23 protein-coding genes and 1 pseudogene are annotated in these 24,589 nt (G+C 66.3%); 9 read left to right on the top strand and 15 right to left on the bottom strand.

The window, feature by feature from the left end; translation table 11 throughout:
* Positions 1 to 2 precede the first annotated feature (2 nt).
* The 6 genes from IM777_RS16700 to IM777_RS16675 are packed head-to-tail and all read right to left on the bottom strand — an operon-like array spanning position 3 to position 4,550.
* Positions 3 to 782: an IclR family transcriptional regulator gene (locus IM777_RS16700; RefSeq protein WP_419538866.1), complete on the bottom strand. Its 780-nt coding sequence runs from the start codon at positions 780 to 782 to the stop codon at positions 3 to 5.
* Positions 783 to 821: 39 nt separating this feature from the next.
* A complete protein-coding gene (locus tag IM777_RS16695) occupies positions 822 to 2,045 on the bottom strand; it encodes an NAD(P)/FAD-dependent oxidoreductase (RefSeq protein ID WP_194384100.1) in 1,224 nt (407 codons plus the stop codon).
* Position 2,046: 1 nt separating this feature from the next.
* Positions 2,047 to 2,241 carry a ferredoxin gene (locus tag IM777_RS16690; protein ID WP_194384099.1) on the bottom strand — a complete coding sequence of 65 codons (195 nt, stop codon included), beginning with the start codon at positions 2,239 to 2,241 and terminating at the stop codon, positions 2,047 to 2,049.
* A 13-nt stretch (positions 2,242 to 2,254) separates the two neighbouring features.
* On the bottom strand, positions 2,255 to 2,569 hold the full coding sequence (locus tag IM777_RS16685) for a hypothetical protein (protein ID WP_005050731.1): 315 nt from the start codon (positions 2,567 to 2,569) through the stop codon (positions 2,255 to 2,257).
* Positions 2,566 to 3,159: a 3-phenylpropionate/cinnamic acid dioxygenase subunit beta gene (locus IM777_RS16680; RefSeq protein ID WP_194384098.1), complete on the bottom strand. Its 594-nt coding sequence runs from the start codon at positions 3,157 to 3,159 to the stop codon at positions 2,566 to 2,568. Before IM777_RS16680 ends, IM777_RS16685 begins: the two co-directional genes overlap by 4 nt.
* Positions 3,156 to 4,550 (bottom strand): Rieske 2Fe-2S domain-containing protein, encoded by a 1,395-nt coding sequence (locus IM777_RS16675; RefSeq protein ID WP_194384097.1) that lies wholly within the window; start codon positions 4,548 to 4,550, stop codon positions 3,156 to 3,158. Before IM777_RS16675 ends, IM777_RS16680 begins: the two co-directional genes overlap by 4 nt.
* A gap of 145 nt (positions 4,551 to 4,695) precedes the next feature.
* On the opposite strand from IM777_RS16675, the gene phtC reads away from it, so the two are divergent.
* Entirely contained in the window at positions 4,696 to 5,442 is a 747-nt protein-coding gene (phtC, locus tag IM777_RS16670; protein WP_194384096.1) for a 3,4-dihydroxyphthalate decarboxylase, read from the top strand.
* Positions 5,443 to 5,475: 33 nt separating this feature from the next.
* Here the strand turns inward: phtC and IM777_RS16665 are convergent, their stop codons facing one another.
* From IM777_RS16665 to IM777_RS16650, 4 genes are all read right to left on the bottom strand, one after another.
* Positions 5,476 to 6,306, bottom strand: a complete 831-nt coding sequence (locus IM777_RS16665) for an alpha/beta fold hydrolase (RefSeq protein ID WP_228481151.1) — start codon at positions 6,304 to 6,306, stop codon at positions 5,476 to 5,478.
* 80 nt (positions 6,307 to 6,386) lie between these two features.
* Positions 6,387 to 7,100 (bottom strand): alpha/beta fold hydrolase, encoded by a 714-nt coding sequence (locus tag IM777_RS16660; RefSeq protein ID WP_194384094.1) that lies wholly within the window; start codon positions 7,098 to 7,100, stop codon positions 6,387 to 6,389.
* Between the two features lie 420 nt (positions 7,101 to 7,520).
* Positions 7,521 to 7,700 (bottom strand): LysE family transporter, encoded by a 180-nt coding sequence (locus IM777_RS17320; RefSeq protein WP_005050722.1) that lies wholly within the window; start codon positions 7,698 to 7,700, stop codon positions 7,521 to 7,523.
* A 541-nt stretch (positions 7,701 to 8,241) separates the two neighbouring features.
* On the bottom strand, positions 8,242 to 8,676 hold the full coding sequence (locus IM777_RS16650) for a hypothetical protein (protein ID WP_101305219.1): 435 nt from the start codon (positions 8,674 to 8,676) through the stop codon (positions 8,242 to 8,244).
* A 482-nt stretch (positions 8,677 to 9,158) separates the two neighbouring features.
* On the opposite strand from IM777_RS16650, the gene IM777_RS16645 reads away from it, so the two are divergent.
* The 4 genes from IM777_RS16645 (at position 9,159) to IM777_RS16630 (ending at position 14,016) form a co-directional block, all read left to right on the top strand.
* Positions 9,159 to 10,070: an alpha/beta hydrolase gene (locus IM777_RS16645; RefSeq protein WP_194384093.1), complete on the top strand. Its 912-nt coding sequence runs from the start codon at positions 9,159 to 9,161 to the stop codon at positions 10,068 to 10,070.
* A 41-nt stretch (positions 10,071 to 10,111) separates the two neighbouring features.
* Positions 10,112 to 11,725 carry a flavin-containing monooxygenase gene (locus IM777_RS16640; RefSeq protein ID WP_194384092.1) on the top strand — a complete coding sequence of 538 codons (1,614 nt, stop codon included), beginning with the start codon at positions 10,112 to 10,114 and terminating at the stop codon, positions 11,723 to 11,725.
* A 50-nt stretch (positions 11,726 to 11,775) separates the two neighbouring features.
* Positions 11,776 to 12,231: an acyl-CoA thioesterase gene (locus IM777_RS16635; protein ID WP_228179554.1), complete on the top strand. Its 456-nt coding sequence runs from the start codon at positions 11,776 to 11,778 to the stop codon at positions 12,229 to 12,231.
* A gap of 69 nt (positions 12,232 to 12,300) precedes the next feature.
* Complete coding sequence (locus IM777_RS16630; protein WP_135950163.1) at positions 12,301 to 14,016, top strand: sigma-54-dependent Fis family transcriptional regulator; 1,716 nt, start codon at positions 12,301 to 12,303, stop codon at positions 14,014 to 14,016.
* 82 nt (positions 14,017 to 14,098) lie between these two features.
* On the opposite strand, the gene IM777_RS16625 is transcribed toward IM777_RS16630, so the two are convergent.
* Positions 14,099 to 15,469: an NAD-dependent succinate-semialdehyde dehydrogenase gene (locus IM777_RS16625; RefSeq protein WP_135950162.1), complete on the bottom strand. Its 1,371-nt coding sequence runs from the start codon at positions 15,467 to 15,469 to the stop codon at positions 14,099 to 14,101.
* 212 nt (positions 15,470 to 15,681) lie between these two features.
* Between IM777_RS16625 and IM777_RS16620 the strand changes: the two genes are divergently transcribed.
* Together IM777_RS16620 and IM777_RS16615 are read left to right on the top strand one after the other, a co-directional pair.
* A complete protein-coding gene (locus IM777_RS16620; RefSeq protein WP_135950161.1) occupies positions 15,682 to 16,434 on the top strand; it encodes an enoyl-CoA hydratase/isomerase family protein in 753 nt (250 codons plus the stop codon).
* The gene (locus IM777_RS16615; RefSeq protein ID WP_005054991.1) at positions 16,431 to 17,279 is read left to right on the top strand and encodes a 3-hydroxyacyl-CoA dehydrogenase family protein; all 849 of its coding nucleotides are present in this window, start codon (positions 16,431 to 16,433) and stop codon (positions 17,277 to 17,279) included. Before IM777_RS16620 ends, IM777_RS16615 begins: the two co-directional genes overlap by 4 nt.
* Positions 17,280 to 17,307: 28 nt before the next feature.
* Here IM777_RS16615 and IM777_RS16610 read toward each other — a convergent pair whose 3' ends face one another.
* The 4 genes and pseudogenes from IM777_RS16610 to IM777_RS16595 all read right to left on the bottom strand — a co-directional run bounded on the left by IM777_RS16610 (position 17,308) and on the right by IM777_RS16595 (position 21,889).
* The gene (locus IM777_RS16610) at positions 17,308 to 18,405 is read right to left on the bottom strand and encodes an alcohol dehydrogenase (RefSeq protein ID WP_228480869.1); all 1,098 of its coding nucleotides are present in this window, start codon (positions 18,403 to 18,405) and stop codon (positions 17,308 to 17,310) included.
* A gap of 206 nt (positions 18,406 to 18,611) precedes the next feature.
* Positions 18,612 to 20,016: pseudogene (locus tag IM777_RS16605) on the bottom strand (IS1380 family transposase).
* A gap of 121 nt (positions 20,017 to 20,137) precedes the next feature.
* Positions 20,138 to 21,037 (bottom strand): LysR family transcriptional regulator, encoded by a 900-nt coding sequence (locus IM777_RS16600; RefSeq protein ID WP_135950159.1) that lies wholly within the window; start codon positions 21,035 to 21,037, stop codon positions 20,138 to 20,140.
* 96 nt (positions 21,038 to 21,133) lie between these two features.
* Complete coding sequence (locus IM777_RS16595) at positions 21,134 to 21,889, bottom strand: SDR family NAD(P)-dependent oxidoreductase (RefSeq protein WP_135950158.1); 756 nt, start codon at positions 21,887 to 21,889, stop codon at positions 21,134 to 21,136.
* Between the two features lie 151 nt (positions 21,890 to 22,040).
* Between IM777_RS16595 and IM777_RS16590 the strand changes: the two genes are divergently transcribed.
* Together IM777_RS16590 and IM777_RS16585 are read left to right on the top strand one after the other, a co-directional pair.
* Positions 22,041 to 23,363, top strand: a complete 1,323-nt coding sequence (locus tag IM777_RS16590) for a CaiB/BaiF CoA transferase family protein (RefSeq protein ID WP_228179441.1) — start codon at positions 22,041 to 22,043, stop codon at positions 23,361 to 23,363.
* Positions 23,364 to 23,366: 3 nt separating this feature from the next.
* Positions 23,367 to 24,569, top strand: coding sequence for an acyl-CoA dehydrogenase family protein (locus IM777_RS16585; protein ID WP_194384091.1), 1,203 nt, complete (start codon positions 23,367 to 23,369; stop codon positions 24,567 to 24,569).
* The last annotated feature ends 20 nt before the right edge of the window (positions 24,570 to 24,589 follow it).

Here is a 24,589-nt window from a genome sequence, read left to right as displayed (position 1 = left end):
GATTAGCCCAACGCCTCGCTCAGCCGCATCGAGGCGTCCTTGAGTGCTCGCCCGAAGGTCGCGACTTTCGAGACCGGAAGACGATGGACTGGGGCAGCGAGGTTGATGGCGAGATTGATGCCTGCTGAGTTCGCGACCGAGACTGCGACCGATGCCACACCGTCCTCGCTCTCCTCGCGGTTCGTCGAGTAGCCCTGGCGCCGAACGGTTTCGAGTTCCTTCTCGAGGTCCGCAAGGGACTGAACGGTGTGCGAGGTCACCGCGGGGAGTGAGTCCGTTGGGAACAAGCGCCCGAGCTGTTCTGCCGGCAGGCTGGCAAGCATCGCCTTGCCGGTCGAGGTCGCGTACGCCGGGATCTCCCGTCCGAGGCGTGAGGCGACGCGGACTGCCGCCGCCGGCTCGGACGCCGCGATGAAGCGGACGTTCGCGCCTTCGAGGGTGCCGAGATGGCTCGTCTCGCCCATCGAGGAACTGAGATCCTCGAGGATCGGCTGCGCCAGGCGCGGAAGATCCATGCGCCGGAAAATTGAGAAGGCCACGCTCGTGAGTGTCGGACCCGGACCGTAGGTCTTCGTGCGCGGATCCTGACGGGCGAATCCGCGCCAGATGAGCATTGCGAGGATGCGGTGCGCCGTCGAAGACGCCACCCCGAGTTCGGCGCTGACGTCGGTCAGCCTTACCTCCTCCGTACGCTCGCCAAGAAGGAGGAGCAACCGCAGTGCGTTGTCCACTGACTCGATCGGGTATTGGGGCGCTACACCGTCGCCGGGCGATTTCTGCACAACAGAAATCGTATCCTCTTGTGGTCACGGGGACCATCCTCAGACCGCGGGCGTGACCGACCGCGCGCCGTCGCCGCTCAGGCGCGCCGCGACCTCGGCTCGATCGGTTCTCGTAGCCACCGCTCGCCGCGTGTTAACGAGCGCCCGCGGCCAGTTGACGACGAGCGCGCCGGTCAGCGAGTCGCCACTCTCCGAGTAGAGCACGGCGAAGCGCTGGTCCTCCTCGGACCCGATGATGACGATGTCGTCGGCGCCGGTGCGCCCGACCACCTGGATCTTCCAGTCGTACTGGTCGCTCCAGACATACTCGGTCGTGTCGTAGTCCTCGCAATCATCAGGGTGGACGATGTTGTGTGCGACGACGCGAGCCTGATCAACGGCATTGGTCCAATGTTCGAGGCGCAGCGAGACGTTGCGCGACGCACTCGCCCAACGTGCGATATCGCCGACGGCAAAGATCTCAGGATGCCCGATGGCCCGCAGCCCAGAGTCGCAGATCACCCCGTTGTCGAGTTCGATGCCGGAACCCTCGAGCCACTCCGTGTTGACCACAGCTCCGATACCGACGAGAGCTGCATCGGCCTCGATGATCTCGCCGCCATCGAGCACCACGCGCACCCCGTCTGCCGTCTGTTCGACGCCTTCGACTGTCCTTCCGAAGTACTCCTCGACGCCCTCATGCGCATACTTGCGGCTGAAGATCTGGCCGACCTCGGCATTGAGCACCCGCGACATCGGCGCCGGGAACGGGTCAACCATGCTGACCCGCACGCCCGCCGTGATCGCGGTCGCGGCAGCCTCACCCCCGATGAAGCCTGCGCCGATGACCACAAGGTGCCTCGCTGTGGCCAGCTCATCCCGCAAGCGCTCGGCATCGCCGCTGGTACGCAGCAAGTGAATATGCTCACCTTCACCCCACGGAGAGCGACGGGCGCGTGACCCGGTGGCGATCACGAGTGTGTCGTATGAGACGGCTGTACCGTCCGCGAGCGTCACAACCTGGCCTTCGAGGTCGACGGATGCCGCGGGCGTGCCGAAGATCGAGATGGCTCCGATCCCCCGCGTCTCGTGCTCGGAAAGAAGTTCGATCTCGTGTCGCGCCGTCTCACCGGTGAGGTACTTCTTCGAGAGCGGAGGTTTGTCGTAGGTGGGATGGCGCTCCTGGTCAATCAGGACGATCTCGCCCTCGAACCCCTCGCTTCGAAGAGCTTGGGCGGTCTTGAGCCCACCAACAGAGGCGCCGACGATGACGACCCGGGACACGTCAGTCCTCCACAACCAAGGCGGAGACGGGGCAGCTGCGCGCCGCCTCCTCTACTCGCTTGCGCTCACTGTCGGGCAGGTCCTCGCGCAGAACGATCACCAGGGCGTCGTCATCGAGGTCGAAGTAGTCGCCCGCGGCGACAACGCAATTGGCGTAGCCCTGACAGGCGCTGCGGTCTGCGATGATCCGTGCCATCGGTCTCTCCTTTCTACTGCGGTCGCATTTCGGGGAACATCGGCTGGTCAGGCCGCGCGATCATCTCGGAGAACGTCTGCGTGGTCTGCCAGGTGAGGGCCTCGAGCTCCATGGGGTCGATTGCGATCCACTGGCCAGTTTTCGGGGCGTCGATCAGAAGCCTCGTGCCGTTGTGAGTTTCCACACGGCGCACTTCGATCTCCGAAAACTCGTTGGCGATGACGAGCGGCTCCCCGACGGTGCGGGCAATAAGACGCTCGCGCTCCGCAGCCGCAGCCGCCGCGGCATCACGATCGACGTCGGCACCCTCCCAGTCGAGGCCGCTCACAGGAAGATCGCCAGGTTCTGGATGCGGAGCACCGACTCGTCCACCATGATCACCCGACGTGCCAGCTGCAGGTCGTCACCGACGCGACGCAATACATCCTCGCGGTGAGCGGAGATGATTGACGGCTCGTTGACGTCTCCCCGGCTGCGGAACAGCAGGACGGCGGAGTCGACGATGAGCTCGTCCTCGACCGAGGACAGGAACACACGCACGTTCGTCACGTAATGACGCAGGCGTGAGGGAGGGTCCTCCGTCCAAGCGTGTTCAGTCAGGAATCGCGCGACCCGGCGGCTGAGCGAGTACTTATTCTCGTCCCAGTGCGACATCCCCCTCGCCGTCGTGAAGGAAGACCCGAGAGCCGTCGTCTGACGCACCGGCATGATGTAGTGAATATCCTCTGTAAGCGTCTCAAGCCAGTGCTCGTACCGTTGCTCGTCGAGGGTGTAAGCCTCTTCAATCAACCAACGATGCGCCTCGAGATGCAGTTCGTCGGAGAACAATAGGGACCGCCCGACTCGATCGGCGCGCGTGGCGTGGGCGCCGAGAGGCGATTGCTCGGATATCTGGACACCGGTCTCGGTGTTCATCATGCGGGTGCCTCCCCGTTGTTGGTGATGCCTGTACCGATGCTCGCGACCTGCACCTCGACTTCGTCATCGGTGTCGAGGTAGTCGGCCCAGCGATCGAGCAGATGACGCTGGTTGTACTCGCCGTAACCAACGTGCGCGACGCCTGGACCGGCGAACTGTTCAGGAGTCAGCGCAGCGACGACCGGAGTGTCGTCTTTGAGAGTCCCCATCCGACTGTTGAGCAGGAGCCGTCGAGCCATCGAACCCTTGGCAGTCGTGGTCAGCGAGACCCAGTTCTCGACATCGTCCTGCTCGAACATTCCCGTGCTACCGAAGCACATCAGGTAGGCCTTGTACGAGAGATCCTTGAACTCCTCCGGCGCCTCGGCATCGACCGCGAACCAGGAGTAGACCTCCGTCTCGTTCTCGCTAATGGGCTGCCACGAACGGATCGAGATGAAGGGCAGCACGTCGTCCCCGTCCTCCACCTTCGGCCAGTTGTGCACGAAACTCATGTTCGGGAAGAGCGATGCCGCAGAGATCATGAACCCGTCACGGCCAATCACATCGAGCTGCTCAGGCGACCACTGCTCCTTCATCCGCTCGATCATCGCGTCGGGATATCCGACATAGCGCAGCCGCTCCTCGAGGCTGCCAGGCGGGAGCTTGTAGGTCGTGCCGCCGCCGTTGCCGGCCCAGTACGTGTTGCCGTCCTTGCGCTTCTCCGCCTTCGGCTCACGGAACAACCCGATCTCGACGACCGAGGTGTGGGTCTGGGGCGTGTGATACATGTCGCCGGCGAAGTTCTCGGCGCCGATCTTCCAGTTCGCCTTGACGCGCCACCGCTGCGGGCCACGCAGCTCGATGCCCTTGGCGCTCTGCCCGGTGTAGTAGTCGAGGTAGAACGCGAAGTCGCCGATGTATTCCCGCAGGGTCGGCGCGTTCGGGTCCATGCTGATGAAGATCAGACCGTTGTATGTGTCGAGGTTCGGCGCCGGGAGCAGTCGTGCACCCTTCTTGTTGAACCCTGCCTCACCCCCGTAGGCCTCCTCGTGGAACGGGAGGCCCATAATCCGGCCGTCGTTGCGGTATGACCACCCGTGGTAGGGGCAACGGAAGTGGGAGGCGTTGCCGACCTCGGCGCGGCACACCTGCATCCCGCGGTGCAGGCACATGTTGAAGTGCGCCCGAATCTCACCACTCTCATCGCGCACGACGATAAACGAGTCGTCGAGCACATGCCGCACCACGTAGTCACCGGGCTGAGGGATCTCGGATTCATGTCCGACGAAAATCCACGCGCGGCTGAAGAGCTTGCTCTTCTCCTGCTCGAAGATCTCCTCGTCGTTATAGATGTGCGCCGGGATCATGCCGCGCCGCACGTCCTCGAAGATCGTCGTCTTGCTCGCCATTGGGCCGCTGCTTCCTGATGTCAGAGTCCTATTCCGCGCCTTGAAGATGATGTCGGTCGAGACCGGTTTTCTTTAAGACAGAATCTGATTCTGCTAGATTTTCCAGGAATTCGCAATCGGAGATCACGCCTCGAAGGAGAAGTGGATGATGAACGACTACGTCGACGAACGCATGCTCGTCGCCAATGCTTGCCGCGTGCTCGCGGTCCGGGGGCTCGTGGACGACATCCTCGGGCACGTCAGCCTGCGGGTCGACGACGACACCGTCCTCATCCGAGCCCGCGGACCGCAGGAGCGAGGGCTGCGGTTCACCACCGCCGACGACATCCTCGCCGTGCCCCTTGAGGGATCGTTCGAGCTCGCCGGCGGGTACCGGGCGCCGAACGAGCTGTCTCTGCATCTTGAGCTGCTGCGCCGCAATCCTGCGGCTCGATCCGTCGTCCACGCGCATCCGCCGGCTGTCGTCGCGTTCTCGCTGACCGGACGGACGTTGCTACCGATTGTCGGTGCCTTCAACATCCCCGCTATGCGGATGGCGCGCGGCGGCATCCCCGCGCATTCCTCGTCTGCGCTGATCCGCAACCACGCACGCGCGACGGCCATGGCGGACGATTTCGGCACGCGGCCCGTCGGCATCCTGCGCGGTCACGGCCTCACCGCCGTCGGCGAGAGCGTCCCGCAGGCCGTCATCCGCGCGATCAATGTCGACAGCCTGGCTCGCGTGCACCTCGCCGTTCTGCAGGCAGGGGCCGAGCCTATGCCGATCGACGACGACGATCTCGCCGACCTGCCCGACCTGGGTGACGCATTCAACGACGGGCATCTCTGGCGATTCCTGCTGCAGGAACTTGCTGAGCAACGGCTCCTGCTGTACTCGGGCCATCAGAGATGACCGGCGCCCGGGTCGCGATCAGCTGCACCATCCTCACCGCCGCGGGCGTACATTTGGACCGAGCCACTCCGTTACAAGGTTGAGCACCGCATCGCTGTTCGACTCCTGCATCAGCATGTGGCCGTTGCCAGCCACGTTCGCTGCCGTCAACGCGACGAACCTGACATCGCCGCCTCGCTCGGCGAGCCAGTCAGCAGTCGCGCGGTCCGACTCGATCGGATGATCGGTGTCGTGGGTACCGACCATCACGAGGGTCGGTAGGCCGTCCAACTCCCTGTCGCCGATATGGACCTGCGCACCGCGAACGTTCTGCCGCTCGAGGAGGAGCCCGGCTGGGATTGGCACCAGCTGCGAACGGAGCTCGTCCAGGTGACCGGGTGGGAATTGCTCGCTTGCACCGACCAGCTTCGTCTCGATGAACTCTGATCCGGGATGCCACCAGCCGCGACGGGGAAGCCTCCAGGTGAGCGGGCGTCCCTGGACGACGATGTGATCGGCGTCCTCCTCCAGCACGGCGGGCTCGGGCTGGATGTCCCCGGGGGGAGCGGGTGCCAGCGCGACTAGGGCGATCAGTGAATCCCGATGGTGGAAAGCGACCCGATAACCGAAAGCGGCGGACATGGAGTGGACCACGAGGACGACCGGAACGCCGAGCGCAGCGATTAGCTCCACGATCGCGCCGGCGACCGCCGCCCCATCCAGCCGCGTGTCGGGGTCCCATGCGCCGCCAGCCGACAACCCAGGCCACGTCATCACGACCGCGCGGTATCCGGCTTCGGCGAGACGGGGCGCCCACCCGGGTCGCCCGCCGATCGCTCGACTCCAGCCATCGGGGCCCACCCCCCCGCCGTGAACGAGCAGCACCGTCGCACGGGCGGGGCCGCCGGGCAGCCATTCGGCGTAAGCGACGGTCCCAGCGGAAGTCGCGAAAGAGCGAAACGTCGTCACGACATAACGGAGACGATGGCTGCTGCCAGCTCCACCGGGCGCGTCAACATGGCCTGGTGGCTCCCCGGCGAGCTCGCGGTCGTCGGGTTCGTGAGCCGGTCTGCTGATGCGCGGTACAACTCCTGCGGCACAGCCCGATCCTCTTGCAGGAAGATGTAGCCGCTCGGCACGTCACCGGTGCCGGCCGACCGAAGACGGATCGGCTCGTCGAGCCAACCGCCAGGCGACGGCACCAGACGGGGCTCGACCTGCGCGTGAAGCTCCTCCGATCCGTCCTGCAAGAAAGCCGTCATGAATAGCTGCGGCGGGATCGGCACGCTCTGGTCGGGCGAGGATGCGGCTGTGCCACGGGCGAAATTCGCCAACTCGGTGGGGAGGATCGCATTGATCGACTCGCCGTCGGCGAGTACCCACGCGTCGATGAAGATCGCCTGCTCCACCTGCTCCGGCATCGCCTCAGCTACGAGCTGGATGATCGGGCCGCCGCCACTGTGGCCGACTACGACGAACCGGTCCCACCCCTTGTCGGCGATCCGGCCGATGAGATTGTCCGCCATGGTCGAGAGCGTGACACCTGCACGGTCGTCGTTGTCACCGTGACCCTGCAAGGTTGGGGCCCATACCTCGTGGCCTGCCTTCGTGAGCTCAGCGACAACGCCGTCCCACGCCCAACCACCCTGCCAACCTCCATGAACCAAGACGATGCGCATTCTGGAACTCCTTTGTTCACCGACGGCGGGTTCCGTCGGATGGAATCCCACTCTACCTAGCAGAATCTGTGCAGAACAACAGTCCTGTTCAATCCCTTCAGAAAGGGTCATTCGTACTCGTCGAGCTTCCGGAGGACGGTCTATCTGAGCGGCGTCTCACGGAGGTCCTGCAGCATGATCGCCCGGTTCAGGGGCGAGATGCATTGCGGGACCTCTCTGGCCAGCGTGACCGCCACTGCGCCGAGCGGGGTGCCGGATCCATGTGAGTCGCGTCGACACGAATCCGGAGATTGTGCCGGCGCCCAGCACGATGAGGGAGTTGACGATCATCCTGACGATGATCTGAACTCCGCCGAGAACGAATCCCTGAGCGGTCGTGTTTCCCTGCCCGTGATCTATGAACTGCGGGATGATCGCGAGTTACATGACAGCGGCCTTGGGGTTGAGCAGGTTGGTGACGAGCCCCATCCGGAACAGCTTCGACCGGGAGTCGCGCGCGTGGGATTGTGTCTCGAATAGCCCGTTGCCGCCGGGGCGCAGGGTTGCGGACGCCAGCCACGCGAGATAGAGCACTCCAGCGGCTGTCCCGGTCCAGCTCACCTTGACAGGGCTCTCAGGGGTGAGTGCTCGACCGGACGATCCCCCGCGGACTCGCCATGGAGCCACGGCCAAGGAATGCGGAGATCGAGGACGCCGGTCGCGCTGAGCAACACCGGGATGAGGAGAAGAGTGAGCCGCCCCGTCGGCGATCGCCCTCGCCTCTGAACGGCGCGGCTGCTCACTCGTTAACACACTCTAGGTCGATCTGCCTGCCGCAAGCGGGCATCTGAGTTGAGTCGGACCAACTGTAGGAAAATGCCATTTCGCGTGGAATCCTGGCCCTGAAACCGTTGCCAACTACCGTGGAATCGCGAGGGGTTCATGCCATCTCGAGCGGGAACCCACATCGTCGTCGAGGTCGTCGTTGCAGTGAGCTTCCGATGGTCGGCGACATGCGCGGGTTCGTCGCGGGGGCCTTCGATCTCGAACCCGCAGACACCGCAGCTATGCAGCCCGATGCCGTCGACGTCGTCCGAGGGGATGTACATCGTGGTGGGCTCTTCGCACATCAAGCAGCGCATGGTGTCTCCGTTCGTGATTGTCAGGTGATCGGTTGGACGGTGGCGGAGTATCCGCGGTGGGAGCCCCAGGCCGCGGCGATGCGGTCGGCAATGTCGCGGTCCTCGCCGAGGTATGGCCGGTATCTCTTGCCGCGAGGGTCGGTGATCACGACCTGGACGACGCCGGCGGGCTCGCGCACGGTGACCCTGGCGGCGGGGATCGGATATGCCTGGACGCGACCGGCGATGATGAAAGTCGGGTACAGGTCGCGTGCGAGCTCCGGGGCACGGAACACGTCGTGAACCCACGCCGTGATGGCGAGCGCGCCGGCGGGGCTGAACCCGATGAGGCGGGCGGGGAGTTGCTCGAGCCCGGCGCGGACGAAGTAGTGCTCGTCGACGAGGATCGGCGTCGGCGGGAGCAGGGTTTGCTCGTCGTGGGCGGGGTAGATGGTGAGGCTGGTGCGGCTGTTCATGAGGCGCTCGTTCATGCGGTGCGGCGGATGCCGGCGGCGATGATGTGGGCCTTGGTGGGCCGGGAGTAGAAGCCGAAGCTGTCGTCGTCGTCGGAAGCGGAGACGGTGGCGGTGAGTAGATCTTCGCCGTCCGGCGTGTGCTGCCGTCGCTCTCCGTGGAGATGGAATCCCGGCTGTCGGTCTCGTCCTGGCGACGGTCTTCACGCAGAGCGGCTGGGTCGGAGCAATGGCGGTGACCGCCGCGACTCTCGTCGTGGCGGCGCTGATCGTCTGGCACCGTGCCCGATCCGGTCTCGTTCGTGCGCTGGATCCTGATCATGCCGTGCGCCGGAGCCGATCTCTGTCGTGGTCACCGGGCAACCCGGGTGAGCTGTTCCAAATCGGCACAGCGCTGTGGCGGAATCCTCCCTGAGAGTAGAGCTCATCCACCGAGTGGTCGCCTCGTTCCTGCAGGCGCCGAGCATCAACGAAGGAGTTATGCGATGTCCTCGTCATCCACCGCGACCGCAGTCGTCCCGAGCGCCCTGCGTGATCTGTATCTGGGCTGGTCCGAGCTCATGGCCACTCACGAGCTGGACATGCGGCTGTTCCGCAGCATCTTCGATGAATGGCATCAGCCGACCATCGAACCGGAAGATGTCACCTACAAGGAGGAGACGGTCGGCGGCGTGCCCGGCATCTGGGCGTTCCCGGCCGGAGCCGATCGCTCCAAGGTCCTCCTCTACACGCACGGCGGCGGGTTCGCCGTCGGCTCTGCGGCCAGCCACCGGAAGCTCGCCGCGCACGTCGCGAAGGCGGCCGGGGTAACAGCGTTCGTGCTGGACTACCGTCGCGCGCCCGAGCACCCGCACCCCGCCCAGGTAGACGACGGGGTCGCGGCGTTCGAGGCCCTGCTGGAGCGGGGGGTCCACCCCGAGGACGTCACCACGATCGGCGACTCGGCGGGAGGCAATCTCGCCATCGCCATCCCGTTGGCGTTGAAGGCGAAGGGGCGGCCGCTGCCCGGGCACGTCATCGCGTTCTCCCCGTGGCTGGACATGGAGAACCGCGGCGCGACGCTGGTCACCAACGATGCGACCGACGCGCTGATCTCCGTGCCGCTCCTGGAGGGCATGATCGCCGGCGTGCTGGGGGCGACCACCAGCCCGTCGGCGCCGCTCGCGAACCCGCTCTACGCGGATTTCACCGGGTTCCCCCCGCTGTACGTCAACGCCGGTTCGGTCGAGTCGTTGGTCGACAATGCCATCCGCGTGGCAGAGCGCGCCAAGGGCGCCGGCGTTGACGTCACCCTGCATGTCGCCGAAGGACAGCAGCACGTCTACCCGTTCCTGGCTGGCCGCGACGCGGACGTCGACGCGGAGCTTGCGGCGATCGGCCAGTGGCTTCGCCACTGACCTGCAACACACCCCCGCTTATTCAACGAAGGAGTTGCACCATGACATCCACACAGACCACGGACTTCGACGCGATCGTCGTCGGCGCCGGTTTCGGCGGCATCTACCAGCTGCACACCCTGCGCGACAAGCTCGGCCTGCGCGTCCGCGGCTTCGAGAAGGGCGCCGGCATCGGAGGCACCTGGTACTGGAACCGGTATCCCGGCGCCATGTCCGACACGGAGAGCCCCTTCTACCGATACTCGTTCGATGACGAACTGCTGCAGGAGTGGGACTGGGCGCGAAAGTACATCGACCAGCCCGACATCCTCCGCTACCTTGAGACCGTCGTCGACCGGTACGACCTCCGCAAGGACTTCCGGCTGAACACCGAAGTCACGTCGATCGTCTTCGACGAAGCCACCAACACCTGGACGGTCGGCACCTCCGCCGGAGAGTCCTTCACGGCCCGATACGTGGTGACGGCGCTGGGACTGCTCGCAGCAACCAACATCCCCGACATCCCCGGGATCGACTCGTTTGAAGGCCGCCTCGTGCACACCGCGGAGTGGCCGGACGACCTGTCGATCGAGGGCAAGCGGGTGGGCGTCATCGGCACCGGCTCGACCGGAACCCAGTTCATCGTCGCCGCAGCCAAGCAGGTGTCGCACCTGACCGTGTTCCAGCGTTCCGCGCAATACAGCGTCCCCTCTGGCAACGGACCGGTCGAGCCGGGAGAGGTGGAGAACTACAAGTCCCGGTTCCCGGAGATCTGGGAGCAGGTCCGCAACTCGGGCGTCGCGTTCGGGTTCGAGGAGTCCACCGTCGCGGCCACCGATGTCGACGAGGCCGAGCGGGAGCGCGTGTTCCAGGCGGCATGGGACCGAGGCAACGGATTCTATTTCATGTTCGGCACGTTCAACGACATCGCTATCAACCCGGAGTCGAACGAGGCAGCCGCTGCGTTCATCCGCCGCAAGATCGCTGAGACGGTCAAGGATCCGGAGACGGCGCGATTGCTCACCCCGACCCAGCCGTATGCGAAGCGGCCGCTGTGCAACCAGGGCTACTACGACGTGTACAACCAGGACAACGTGAAGCTGGTGTCGATCAAGGAGAACCCGATCGTCGAGATCACCCCGCGAGGCGTGAAGACCGCGGACGGCGTGGAGCACGAGCTGGATGTGCTCGTGCTGGCTACCGGGTTCGACGCGGTCGACGGCAACTACCGCCGCATCGACATCCGCGGGCGCGGAGGGGTGAGCGTCGACGAGCACTGGGCCGACGCCCCGACCAGCTTCCTCGGCATCATGACGGCCGGATTCCCGAACATGTTCATGATCCTCGGCCCCAACGGGCCGTTCACCAACCTGGTGCCCAGCATCGAGGCGCAGGTCGAGTTCATCACGACCCTGGTCACCGAGGCGGAGCGGAGAGGCGGGCTCATCGAGGTGTCGCAGCAGGTCGAGGACGAATGGACCGAGACCTGCACGACGATCGCGAACTACACGCTGTTCCCCAAGACCGACTCGTGGATCTTCGGGGCGAACATCCCCGGCAAGAAGCACGCCGTGATGTTCTACCTCGGCGGCCTAGGCGCCTACCGCGGCCTCCTCTCGGAGATCCAGGCGAAGGACTTCGAAGGATTCAGCATCGGACAGCCCGTCCCGGCCTGATCGACGGTAACCGTAGGCCGGGAGTGTGCTTCCCGGCCTACGGTCGTCCTATGAGCGACTCCATGTCAGCAGACGTCACATTCCGGTCACGCCGCTGGGTCCGTCCCGAGGACCTGAACGCGCACGGCACCCTGTTCGGCGGCAGCCTGCTGCGCTGGATCGATGAAGAGGCCGCGATCTACGCCATCATCCAGCTCGGAAACTCCCGGGCGGTCACCAAGTACATCTCCGAGATCGACTTCGTCAGTTCCGCGCGACAAGGCGATCTGATCGAGATGGGACTGCGCGCCACCGCGTTCGGGCGCACCTCCCTCACGATGCGCGCCGAGGTGCGCAACATGATCACTCGTGAACGCATTCTCACGATCGAGAAGATCGTCTTCGTCGGCCTCGATGACCACGGCCAGCCCATTCCTCACGGCTACACCGACATCACCTACGAACGCGACCGGCTTCCCCACCACCATGGACTCATGCGCACAGAGGATAGATCCACAGCGGATTAGGTATTGGCGGGTTCCAATAGGGAGGCGGATACTGGGTGTGACCACTTGCAGTGACGCGAGGTCCCAGCTATGTCCATCGACACCTATTCCGCCGCGAGCGTGCGGCAGGCTCGTGAACGCCTTCTCGAAGCTGGCGTCGGCGCGCACGGTCTCACTCCCCGAACACTGAACGTCCCCCCGGTGATCGAGCGCAGTTGGCGTCGCTCGATCACCACCGGTGGCGGCTGCGATCCGACTGCGACTCCTGCTTACCACCCGTTCTCCGAACTGGCGGGACGCTTCCAGGACACCGCTGAGACCGTCCTGGCGCGATGGGCGGAATCACTCGCTGACATGCGTGTCGCGCTGCTGGTCAGCGACCGATCCGGACGGATCCTCGCCCGAAAGGTAGGCGACCCGAGCCACGCGAGACGGCTCGACAAGGTGTCCGCCGCCGAAGGATTCGAATTCTCGGAGTCCGCGCTGGGCACGAACGGACTCGGAACGGCGATGGAGGAAAGATCCGCAGTGTTCGTGCGCGGCGCCGAGCACGTCAACGACCGGCTGCAGACCCTAGCCTGCGCCGGCGCCCCCATCCACGACCCCCTCTCGCAGCGTGTCATCGGCTCGCTCGCCCTCGCCTCTCCAGTCGGGGCATCCCATCCCGCGATGCTCGCGATCGCGAAGCAGGCCGCTCGTGACCTCCAGGACGCGCTCCTGAACACCGCACCGCTGGAGTTGCAGGCGCTGCTGGCCCGGTTCGCGGGCGGCACCGCCGGCCACCGCGTGCTGGCCATCGGTCGAGGAGGCGTGCTCGCCTCGACGGGCGCGTTGCCGATGCTCTCGGCCGAGCGGCACGTGACGCTGTGGGACGAGTTGCAGGCTCACCATTGGCAGGGGGATGTCGCATCCGTCCTGCTCGCGGGTCGGCCGAGCACTGCCCGCCGCATCGTGAATCGGGCAGGCGAGAGCATCTACCTCGTTGAACTGCCCGAGGACGAGCCGACCGCAGCGCCGGAACCCACCCGACTCTCCCGCCTTGCCGCGCACCTCGACGTGCTCGGTCGCACCAGCGGGTGCATCGCGATCCACGGTCCCCGCGACAGCGGGAAGACGCTTCTCGCCCAGCTCTGGCTGCGCGAACGCGACCGCCACGACCCGGTCGTCATCGACGCCCCGGCGCTTCGGGAACCGGGGGCCGTGGTCACGGCGGTGCAGGCGCTGAGCACAGGCACGTCGGTGGTCGTCCGCAGCGTCGAGTCTTTGACCGACGCTGACTTCCCGGTCCTGCAGCAATTGGCCGGCGCGGCAGATCCCGTCCGGTCCGCCCGGGTGGTGTTCTGTGTCGCAGACGACCTGACTGGCGTCGTCTTCAGTTTCCTGGGCCGCCTGGGGCCGCGACTCGACCTCCCAGCGCTGCGCGATGACCCAGACCGTGTCATCGGCCTGGCCGTGAGACTCGCTCAGGAGCACTCGGTGACACTGAGCCCTGCTCTGCTGCAGGCGCTTTCCCGGTGGGACTGGCCTGGTGGCGCCTCGGAGCTGCGGGTTCTGATTGCCGCGATGGTGGCGTACCGCCCCGTCGGCACCGTCCTGGACGTCGACCTTCTGCCCGTCGAGATGCGCACACGTGCCCGCCAGCTGCGCGGCATCGCCGCATCCGAGTACCGGGCGATCGATGCGGCGCTGCGGGAGGCGGACGGAAACCGTTCGCGTGCAGCGGAGATCCTCGGTATCGGGCGCACGACGCTGTACCGGAAACTGCGCGCGTACGGTCTCGACGGGCAGAACACCCTGATCTCCTGAAAACAGCGCCCCCGCCTGCCGACCAGGGAGGCCTGGATTCGCAGTTGCGTACTCGGCGCGGCGGAGGCGTTACGCGGGGATATCAGGCGGGGGTTCGGATGAGCTTCTTGTTCGCGAACTCGTCCATGCCGTACCGGGCGAGCTCGCGTCCGATGCCGGAGCGCTTCACGCCGCCGAAGGGGAGGTCCGGTGCGCTGCGGCTGGTGCTGTTGATCCACACCATCCCGACCTCCAGTTCGCGGGCGATCTGCGCGGCCGCCAGAGGGTCCTGCGTGAAGACGCTGCTGGACAGCCCGAAGGGCGATTCGTTGGCCAGGGCGACCGCGGCCTGCGGGGAGGGCACCCGGTACACGACCGCGGTCGGTCCGAACAGCTCCTCCTCGTAGGCTCGCATCGGCGGGGTGACCCCGGTGAGCACGCTGGGCGGGTAGAAGGCGCCCTCTCGGCGTGCACCGGGGGCGATGTGCAGGGTGGCGCCCTTGGCGACCGCGTCCTCGACGAGCTCCTCGAGCTCCTTGCCGGCATCCGCGGACGCCAGCGGGCCGAGGAACGTGTCGGGGTCCGTGGGGTCGTCGGGGGTGATCTTCGTGATCGCGTCGATGAACTTCCGGGAGAACTCGTCGTAGACGGCATCCACGACGATGAACCGCTTGGATGCCGTGCACGCCTGGCCGCCGTTGGCGATGCGGCCGCGCACGCCGGCTGCCACGGCCGCGTCGACGTCAGCATCCTCCAGGACGATGAACGGGTCCGAGCCGCCCAGCTCGAGGACGACCTTCTTCATATGCCTGCCGGCCACCTCGCCGACAGCCGAGCCCGCCTTCTCGGAGCCGGTCAGCGACACCCCTTGCACGCGCGGGTCGGCGATGATGCCGGCGATCTGGCGGCTGTCTACGAACGCGTTGATGTACGCGTCGGCCGGAAGCCCGGCATCGTGGAGCACGCGTTCGATGGCGAGGGCGGACTGCGGGCAGTTGCGGGCGTGTTTGAGGATGATCGTGTTGCCCAGTGCGAGGTTGGGGGCGACAAACCGGGCCACCTGGTAGTACGGGTAGTTCCACGGCATGATCCCCAACAGCGGCCCGATCGGCTCGGTGCGGACGAGCGCTTCCCCTCCGCCGACGATGTCGAGGGTCTCGTCGGTGAGAAACGCTTCGGCGTGGTCGGCGTAGTACTGGTAGATCGAGGCGACCAGCTCGACTTCCCCGCGGGCCTGCGTGACGGGTTTGCCGACCTCGAGGGTCAGCAGCGCGCTCAGTTCATCGATGCGGTCCCGGTGCAGTTGCGCCGCGCGTGCCAGGATCCCCGTCCGTTCGGCGAGCGGCAGCTCCCGGTACCTGCGGTAGGCCGTGTGCGAGCGGGCGACGATGTCGGCCACGTCCGCATCGCCGATCACGGGGTACTCGGCGACCGTCTGGCCGGTGGCTGGGTTGATGGTCCGGTATGCACCCATCGTGGTCTCCTCGCTTCATTGCTGTCGTGCGTCTCTCGGGCCACGCCCGCCCAGATCGGCGGTCGTCTGGCGCGGTACTGCCCACTCAGCCTGTCGCGCCGTGGCCGAGTTCGTCCAATACCGATCCCGGCCGAGATTGATGACGATGGCGCATCAGATGTACGTGGATCGGGTATTGGACGCGCATTGATCGGTGATGGGAGGCTGGGACGGTGACCACTCTGATACTCCGCGAGGGCGCGGACCGGCTTCACGTCGAACTGAACCGTCCTGACGTGCGAAACGCGATCAACGACGACATGGTCGACGAACTTCACGCGGTATGCACGAGCCTGGAGCGAGAGCCCCGCATCCTGATTCTCACCGGAACCTCCACGCCCGAACGGGGTGTGTTCGCGGCTGGCGCAGACATCCGGCAGCTGCTCGAGCGCGGCCGCGACGAAGCGCTGGCCGGCATCAACTCCGGGCTGTTCACCCGTATCGCGCGGCTGCCTATGCCGGTGATCGCCGCGGTCGACGGGTTCGCGATCGGGGGCGGTGCGGAACTCGCGTACGCGGCCGACATCCGGATCGCGTCCACCCGCGCCGTGTTCGGCAACCCCGAGACGGCGATCGGAATCCTGGCCGCGGCCGGGGCGACCTGGCGGCTCGCCGAGCTGGTGGGGGAGCCGCTGGCCAAGGAGATCCTGTTCACGGGGCGCCGGCTGGACGCCGAGGAGGCGCTGCGGTGTGGGTTGGTGGCCTCGGTGCATGAACCCGACCAGTTAGCGGCCGCGGCGGATACCGTCGCCGATCGGATCGCTGGCCAGGATCCGCTCGCCCTCCGCCTCTCGAAGCGCGTGCTCGCTGCGCCGCGGGACGCCCACCCCCTTGTCGACGAACTCGCGCAGGCGATCCTGTTCGAGTCGGACGCCAAGACGCAGCTGATGACCCGATTCCTCAACCGTTCTCAGGAGACCCGATGATCACTGTTCCCTCCACCGTCGGCGTGATCGGGGGCGGCCGCATGGGCGCCGGTATCGCGCAAGTGTTCGCTCAGGCGGGCGCCCAGGTCACCGTGATCGAACGTGACCCGGCGGCGGCGGGCGCGGCCGCCGCGCGGTTGGCCGATGGGATCCGCAAGGCCGCGGAGCGGGATGCCTCGGTCGACGTCGACGCAATCGCCGGCCGCGTCGCGGCCAGCGCCGACTACGAGGCGCTGCGGAATGCCGAGCTCGTGATCGAAGCTGTCCCAGAGACATTCGCACTCAAGGTCGAGGCGATGCAGAGAGCAGAGGGGATCGTGGAGGAGTCGGCGTGGCTGGCCACGAATACCTCATCGTTGTCGGTGACAAGGCTCGCGGCGCAGCTGGCGAGGCCGGAGCGCGTGTGCGGACTGCACTTCTTCAATCCGGTGCCGCCCTCGTCACTCGTCGAGATCGTGCTGACGCCGTCGACCGACCCGGACCTGCGGCAACGGGCGGAGCAGTGGGTGACATCGCTGGGGAAGACCCCGATCGTCGTCAACGACGCGCCCGGCTTCGCGAGCTCCCGCCTGGGCGCGGCAATCGCGCTGGAAGCGATGCGGATGCTCGAAGAGGGGGTGGCCAGCGCTGAGGACATCGACACGGCGATGGTGCTGGGATACCGTCACGCGACAGGTCCGTTGCGCACCTCCGATCTTGTCGGGCTGGACGTGCGTCTCGGGATCGCCGAATACCTCTATGAGACGCTCGGCGAGCGGTTCGCCCCGCCGCAGATCCTCCGCGACAAGGTCGCGGCCGGGGAGCTGGGACGCAAGACGGGACGCGGCTTCTTCGACTACGCGTGAGTCGTGGCCGGCTGGACGCCCGGCGCGGTCACGCGCTGAGCACGATCCGGCCGGGCACGCCGCCCGCGGCGAGCCGGTCCAGCGCATCCTGCACCGCCGTCGCAGACAACTCCCCGTCGATGATCGGGAGATGCGGGAGCGCGCCGCGCCGCGCGAGCCCGACGAGCTCCTCGAGCTCGCCGAGGGACCCGACGAAGCTTCCGCGGATGGTGATGATCTTCAGAGTGAGCAACGCGGTGGGGATGACCAGCTCTCCGCCGAACAGCCCGACCTGAACCATCGTTCCGCCCTTGCGGAGCGCGGCGAACGCAGCGGGAGCTGTTGTGGAGTTGTTGACGAAGTCCACGATCGCCGCGACCGGCCCACCGGCGCCGGCGACGATGGCGGCGGCAAGGTCTTCCTGGCGGGCGGAGATCGTCGTGGTCGCTCCGAGCTGCCGCGCCAGTTCCAGATTGCGCTCCTGCAGGTCCACCGCGAGGACTGCTTCGTGGCCGAGCGCGCGCAGCGTGGCGATCGCCATCAACCCGACACCGCCGGCGCCTATCACCACGACCGGATCGGACGCGGTGGCCGGAAGGGCCTTGCGCGCGGCACTGTAGGCGGTCAGGCCGGAGCAGGCGAGAGTTGCGGCCCACCGCTCTTCGATCCCGGTGACGTCGAGGAGGTAACGGGGGTGCGGGACGAGGATAAACTCGGCATACCCGCCGTGGCGGGCGACGCCGAGGTTACGGGGCGAGGGGCACAGGTTCTCGTGACCTGCCTGGCATGCGTCGCAGGAGCCGTCGCCGATCCATGGGTAGACAAGGCGATGCTCACCCGGCGAGACCCCGTCGGCGTCGGGGCCGGCCGCTTCGACGACGCCGACGACCTCATGGCCGAGGACAAGCGGGTAGGTGACGCCCCGGTCGATCAGATTCAGACGCCCCCGGCTGCCGAGATCGTAGTACCCCTCACGCAGGTGCATGTCGGTGTGGCACACCCCGGACCGAACCACGCGCAGGAGGATTTCGGTGCCTTCGGGGGTCGGGGTCGGCAATTCCACATCGGTCACCGTGTGATCGTCTTGGAAGATCGCGAATGCGTGCATGGTTGTCCTCGCCGTTGATATACGCACAGTGGACTCCACGCTTCCACTTCGTTCTGATTCTCTCCAATACCAAATGGCAGGCGGATTGATACCTGGCGACCCTTAGCCTCGATCCACCGATGAGCCGTGGGTGTGCCGGGGCGGCATGATCGGGGCGCGGTGACGCGTCGAGGGCAGGGTTGAGTTCCGGGCGTCGCATCCCGGTCGTCCACTTGGTCCTCGGTCGTGCCGCGTTGCGGCGATGGTCAGGTGGTCACCGTTGGCGGTGGCGCGTGCGTGGCTGTGAAGAGCCGGTCGAACGCGGTCTGCCATGGCCAGGCCTCGGGCAGGTGCAGCGTGATTCGGCGCGCGGAGCGCGCCAGCCGTGCGGGGACGTGGATCAGGGTGCGGCGGATCGTCGCGGTCGTTGCTCTCGCGAGCCGTCCCGCTCGGTCGGCGACGAGACCGGCAGCGCGGGTGAGGTTGAATGCGATCACGGCGATGACGAGCCAGGCGCTGTTCGCGGTGAACACCCCGGAGGGCAGGTGCGCGAGCGGCCCCGCTTTGAGGTCGGCGTGGACCTGCTCGATGATCGCGTGACCGCGGTGGGTCTTGTCCGCGGCCACCGTGTCCATCACCTCCTTCGCTGTGGTGGTGAAGAACGCGTGATGCCGGTAGACGTCGAACAGGGTCGGCTGCTCCACCTGTCTCGGGTTCAGATCGGGGATGCGCCGCACCACCAACCGTCCGGCGACCTGTTCCGCCTTCTTCCTCGAGCGGAACGCGGTGAACGGGACCTCGGCGACCTCGGCTTTGGAGATCAGCTGCCCGGTGGTCTCGTCACGGATCGCGTCGGTGTACTCGATCATCTCCCACGCATCATCCGGGATGGTCGCGATCGCGGCCTTCACCGCCGGGTCCATCCTCACGGTCACCGACACGTCGGCGCCCGCCTTGATCGCGGTGCCGACGGTCGCGTGTCCGTAGAACGCGGAGTCCGCCCGCAGCAACGGCCTGGCCCCGGTCGCGGCGCGGGTGCGGCGCAGGGTGGCGAGAGCATCGCCGACGATCCGCGCGGCCCCCTTCGGGGACCCGGTCTTCCCTGCCGCAACCGCTGGGCCAGGATCACCGGCGCCGACGAGGTGGTCGATGCCGTGGCGAGGAGGGCGTTCAGCCCCGGACGCCGGAGTACCCGAAACCGGCGCCCTGCTTCTGGTATCCGTGGACCTCGATGATGGTGTCGTCCAGATCCACCATCACCCGCTCGCCATCGCCTGCTCGGAGCAGCGGCGCGTCGACAGCGAGATTCGCGAACACCCGGGAGGCGACGGCGTCGAGCTGGCGGACGTGTCCGAACCGGAACTCCCGCAGGAACGACCCGAGCGTCGACGGCGCATACGTCCGGTCGAACAACCGGCCCATTCCGCCATGGCGGAGCAGGTTCATGTCGTCGATCGAGTCCGCCCCGGCGAGCATGCCCGCGACCAGTGCCATCACCTTCGCACCCGCGTTGGCGCCCTTATCCGTCGGGACGCTCAACCGCTCACGCGCGAGCTCGTCCAACCCCGCGGAACGCGCCAGGCGGAGCATCGGCACCAGCCCCGCGGCCGACACGAGATTCGGATCATCGAACACCGCAGACACTGCGGCGGGGGCGTGCTTGAATTGCATCTACGAGATGCCTCTCCGACCAGACGAACAGAACCCTAAGCAAGCTCTATTCTTCCTGATCAGAGGGGCATTTCTACGTCACGACGCTCGCTCAACGCCCCGTCCATCGGTGGATCGAGGCTTAGTCCTGCGGCGTCGGGAGGACGGATTCGGACAACCGGAGCACGGCGTGCAAGGCACGGTCGTCGCTGTCGCGCAGCCACGCCATCCGCAGCTCGACAGGTGCGACGTCGTCGGTCAGGCGCAGGAAGCGCAAGTGCGGGTCGGCGATGCTGTCGATCACCGAGGACAGGGTCAATGAGCAGCCGATCTCGGCGGAGACGAGGGACATCAGCGTCCACGAGTCCGGTGCGTGCTGGACGACATCGGCGTTGAACCCGGCGGCTCTACTCATCTGTCGCAGCCGCTCCAGCAGCAACGTGCCGGTCTGCGGTTGGAGCGACACGAACGGCTCACCCTCGAACTGCGCGATCGACACGGCACCGGCGTCGGCTAGACGGTGGGTCTCCGGGACGGCGATGACGAGTTCCTCGACAGCGATCACGCGGGTGCGCACGGCGGCGGGAATGTGGTCCCACCTGCCGAGGGCGATGTCGATGTCGCCGCGGGTGAGCAGCTGCATCGCCGGTTGGGCGAAGTGCTGACTGAGCAGCTCGAGGTGGATGCCTGGGTGGTTCTGGTTGACTGCTCGGGCGAGCAATCCGACCATCACGTTGGAGGACGCACCCGCGTACGCCAGACGGACGTGACCGATCTCGCCCGTCCCGGCTGCGCGGGCGACCCTGCTCACCCGGTCCAGCGCGTCCAGGACCTCCTGGGCGGGGGCGACGAGGGCCTCGCCCACCGAGGTCAGCGTTACCTTGCGGGTGCTCCGCTCGAACAGCCGCGCACCCAACTCCCGCTCCAGCTGCTGGATGCCGCGGCTGATCGGCGGCTGCGCCATATGCAGGCGCTCGGCTGCCCGTCCGAAGTGCAGTTCCTCGGCGACGGCGAGGAAGGTGCGCAGCTGCTGCAGATCCATCCAGGGATTATTGCATAATCCGTACCGATGGAAGGTGGATTGGCATACAAGTCTGGATGAGTCGGCCGGGGTCGCGCAGACCCCGGCCGACCGAGATCACTGCGCGGTATAGCCGCCATCCACGACATACTCGGCGCCGGTGACGAAGGAAGCCTCGTCCGAGGCGAGGAAGAGTACGACGTTCGAGACTTCCTCGGGCTGGCCGGGCCGGTCGAGGATCGTCGTGGACAGCACGGCTTTCGTCGACTCCGGCGTCGCCAGCAGCCCCGTGGTCATGGGGGTGGCGATGACACCGGGATGCACAGAGTTCACCCGGATGCCGTACTTGGCCAGGTCCACCGCGCTGGCCTTGGTCAGCAGCCGGACGGCGCCCTTTGACGCCTCGTACGCGGCGGCGCTCGGTGCGCCGATGATGCCGTAGATCGACGAGATGTTCACGATCGATCCCCCGCCTGCGCGGACCAGAGCAGGCACCGCGGCCTTGGTGCCGAGGAAGACACCCTTGGCGTTGATGCGGAAGATGAGGTCCCACTCCTCCTCTGTGGTCTCCTCGACGGGCTTGAGGATGAGCACCCCCGCGTTGTTGACCAGAATGTCGAGCCGGCCGAAACGCTGCTCGGCTTCTGCCACGATCTCGTCCCACCTCGCCGCGATCGCGACATCCTGCTCCAGCCCCACGACCGTCCCGCCGTCACGGTTCGCTTCGGCGACGGTGTGCTCGAGCCCGGCCGAGTCGACGTCGGTGGCGAGGACGCTCGCCCCTTCCTGGGCGAGGCGGCGCACATGTGCGCGCCCCATCCCGTTCGCCGCGCCGGTGACGATCGCGACCTTGCCTGCAAGCCTGCTACCCATGGGTTCTCCTTAGCCTCATTGCTGATCACGCCCAGGCGCGGGCCGCTCCCGGCCCCATCGCCTCGACACCACCAGGGTGGCGTCGAAATGGGGAGCCTCGAGTGTGCCGTTCTGGAACAGCCCTCGTTTCATGAGATTAGAGCATCAATACGTGCCTGATCAGGTATTGGACGGACATAAACGGCTGCTGGGAGTCTGGACGAACACGACGACTGAGGTGTTCCCGATGATGAAGAGCTCGCTCCCGGATGGCCGGACGGTGCAGGACGTGGCCGGTGGTCCTTTCGAGGGTCTCCTGGTCGCGGATTTCGGCCGGGTACTCGCTGGCCCCTACTGCACGATGCTGCTCGCGGACCTCGGGGCGACGGTCATCAAGGTGGAGAGTCCGCTAGGGGACGAGACACGCAGCTACCGGCCACCGGAGTACCGAGGCGAGTCGACCTACTTCCTCTCCATTAACAGGAACAAGCAGTCTGTGGTGCTGGACTTCCGCAACCCCGATGACCTTGTCCTCGCACAGCGTCTCGCGGCCCGAGCCGATGTGGTCACAGAGAACTTCAAACCCGGCGGGCTCCGGCGATTCGGCTTGGACTACGAGTCCGTCAAGCGGGAGAACCCCAGTGTGATCTATGCGTCGATCACCGGCTTCGGTACCGCGGGAGGCGCGGGGCTCGCCGGCTACGACCTGCTCGCACAGGCGCTGTCTGGACTGATGAGCGTGACCGGCGCGCCGAACACGGAAGGGTTCCGCGCGGGCGTCGCGGTGTTCGATGTGATCACCGGGTTGCACACGTGCATCGCGATCACCTCCGCCCTTTACCACCGACAGCGCTCGGGAGAGGGACAGCACGTCGAACTGAACCTGCTGTCCTCCGCATTGTCGGGCATGGTCAACCAGACCGGCGGGTTTCTGCTGAGCGGGCAGTCTCCGACCCGGATGGGCAATGACCACCCCAGTATCTACCCCTACGCACCGTTTCGCACCCATGACGGGGAACTGGTGCTCGCGATCGGCAACGACGCGCAGTTCGCTACGTTCTGCGACGCCATCGGGCTGCCGCAGCTGGCCGCAGACACTCGCTTCGCGTCCAACGCAGACCGCAGCGCGCACCGAGACGCCCTGCGCCCGCTGCTGACAGCGCGGCTGGTCACCAAGACCGCATGGGAGTGGTTCGACATCTTCAGCCCGTTGCAGGTCCCGTGTGCGCCGGTCCTGGATGTCCGTGGAGGCGTCGAGTTCGCTGCGAAGATCGGCCTGGAGCCCAGCGTCGCGGCCGGCACCGGCGACCACGCGGTGCCCACCATTCGCAACCCCATAACGTTCTCCCGCACCCCCGCGAGTTACCGCGCCGCGCCTCCTGCACTCGACCAGGATGGCGAGGCGGTCCGACGGTGGCTGCAAGTCGCGGAAGACGATGAAGACCACGTCGGCGATCGGGTTACCGTCCCGGCGATTCGGAAAGAGGGACGCTGAGAGATGACGATCACGAAGGCGGCACATCCGGTGGATACGGACTTTTATCAGATCGGTGATCTTCTCGGCGACGACGACCGCAATCTCATCACACGTGTGCGCGGATTCGTGGATTCCGAGGTCCTGCCAGTTATCAACGAGTACTGGGAGTTAGCGGACTTCCCTTACCAGATCCTCCCCGCACTGGGCGAGCTGGGAATCGTGGGCACCGCGATCCAGGGCTACGGCTGTCCGGGACTGACCCGACTGCAGACCGGCCTCGTCGCGATGGAACTGTCTCGTGGAGACGGGAGTGTGAACACGCTCAATGCCGTGCACTCGGGACTTGCGATGGGCAGCATCGCGTTGCTCGGCGACGACGAGCAGAAGCAGCGCTGGCTGCCCGAAATGGCAGCCCTCCGCAAGCTCGGCGCGTTCGCGCTGACCGAGCCCGATCACGGCTCCGACTCCGTCGCCCTGGAGACCACTGCCCGCCGCGACGGGAGCGCGTATGTCATAGACGGTGCCAAACGGTGGATCGGGCTCGGACACGTTGCGGACCTCGTCATCATCTGGGCCCGCGACACAGCGGATGCCAAAGTGAAGGCATTCGTGCTCGAGAAAGGCGCTGACGGACAGTATCCCGAGGGGTACTCTGCGGAGGCGATCACCGGGAAGATCGCTAAGCGCGCGATCCAGCAGGCGCACATCGAGATCTCCGGACTGAGGATCCCTGCCGGGAACAAGCTGGCGAAGTCGACCTCATTCCGTGACGTCTCCGCGATCCTCAACCGCACCCGCAGCGCCGTCGCGTGGGAGGCGCTCGGGCACGCTCTCGCCGCGTACGAGGCAGCGGCGGTCTACGTCCAGGAACGTGTCCAGTTCGGCAAGCCCATCGCCAGCTTCCAGCTGGTGCAGAACAAGCTGGCCAACATGCTCGCCGATCTCACCGCGATGCAGTTGCTCTGCTTCCGCACAGCCACTCTGCAGGATGAAGGGCGACTGACGAACGAACAGGCCTCGCTCGCGAAGATGTTCACCGGCCAGCACGCGCGTGCACTCTGCCGGGATGCCCGCGACCTCCTCGGCGGCAACGGACTCCTTCTGGAGAACCACGTCGCCCGCCACCTCACCGACATGGAAGTCGTCCACACATATGAGGGGACCGACTTCATCCAGTCGCTCATCATCGGCCGCCAGATCACCGGAATATCGGCGTTCGCCTGACCCTCGGCCGACCACGGAAG

It is taken from the genome of Microbacterium luteum, assembly GCF_015277875.1.
Classification (GTDB): Bacteria; Actinomycetota; Actinomycetes; order Actinomycetales; family Microbacteriaceae; genus Microbacterium; species Microbacterium luteum.
Note: the sequence above shows the minus strand (reverse complement) of the source record. Positions and strands in the feature narration are given on the sequence as shown.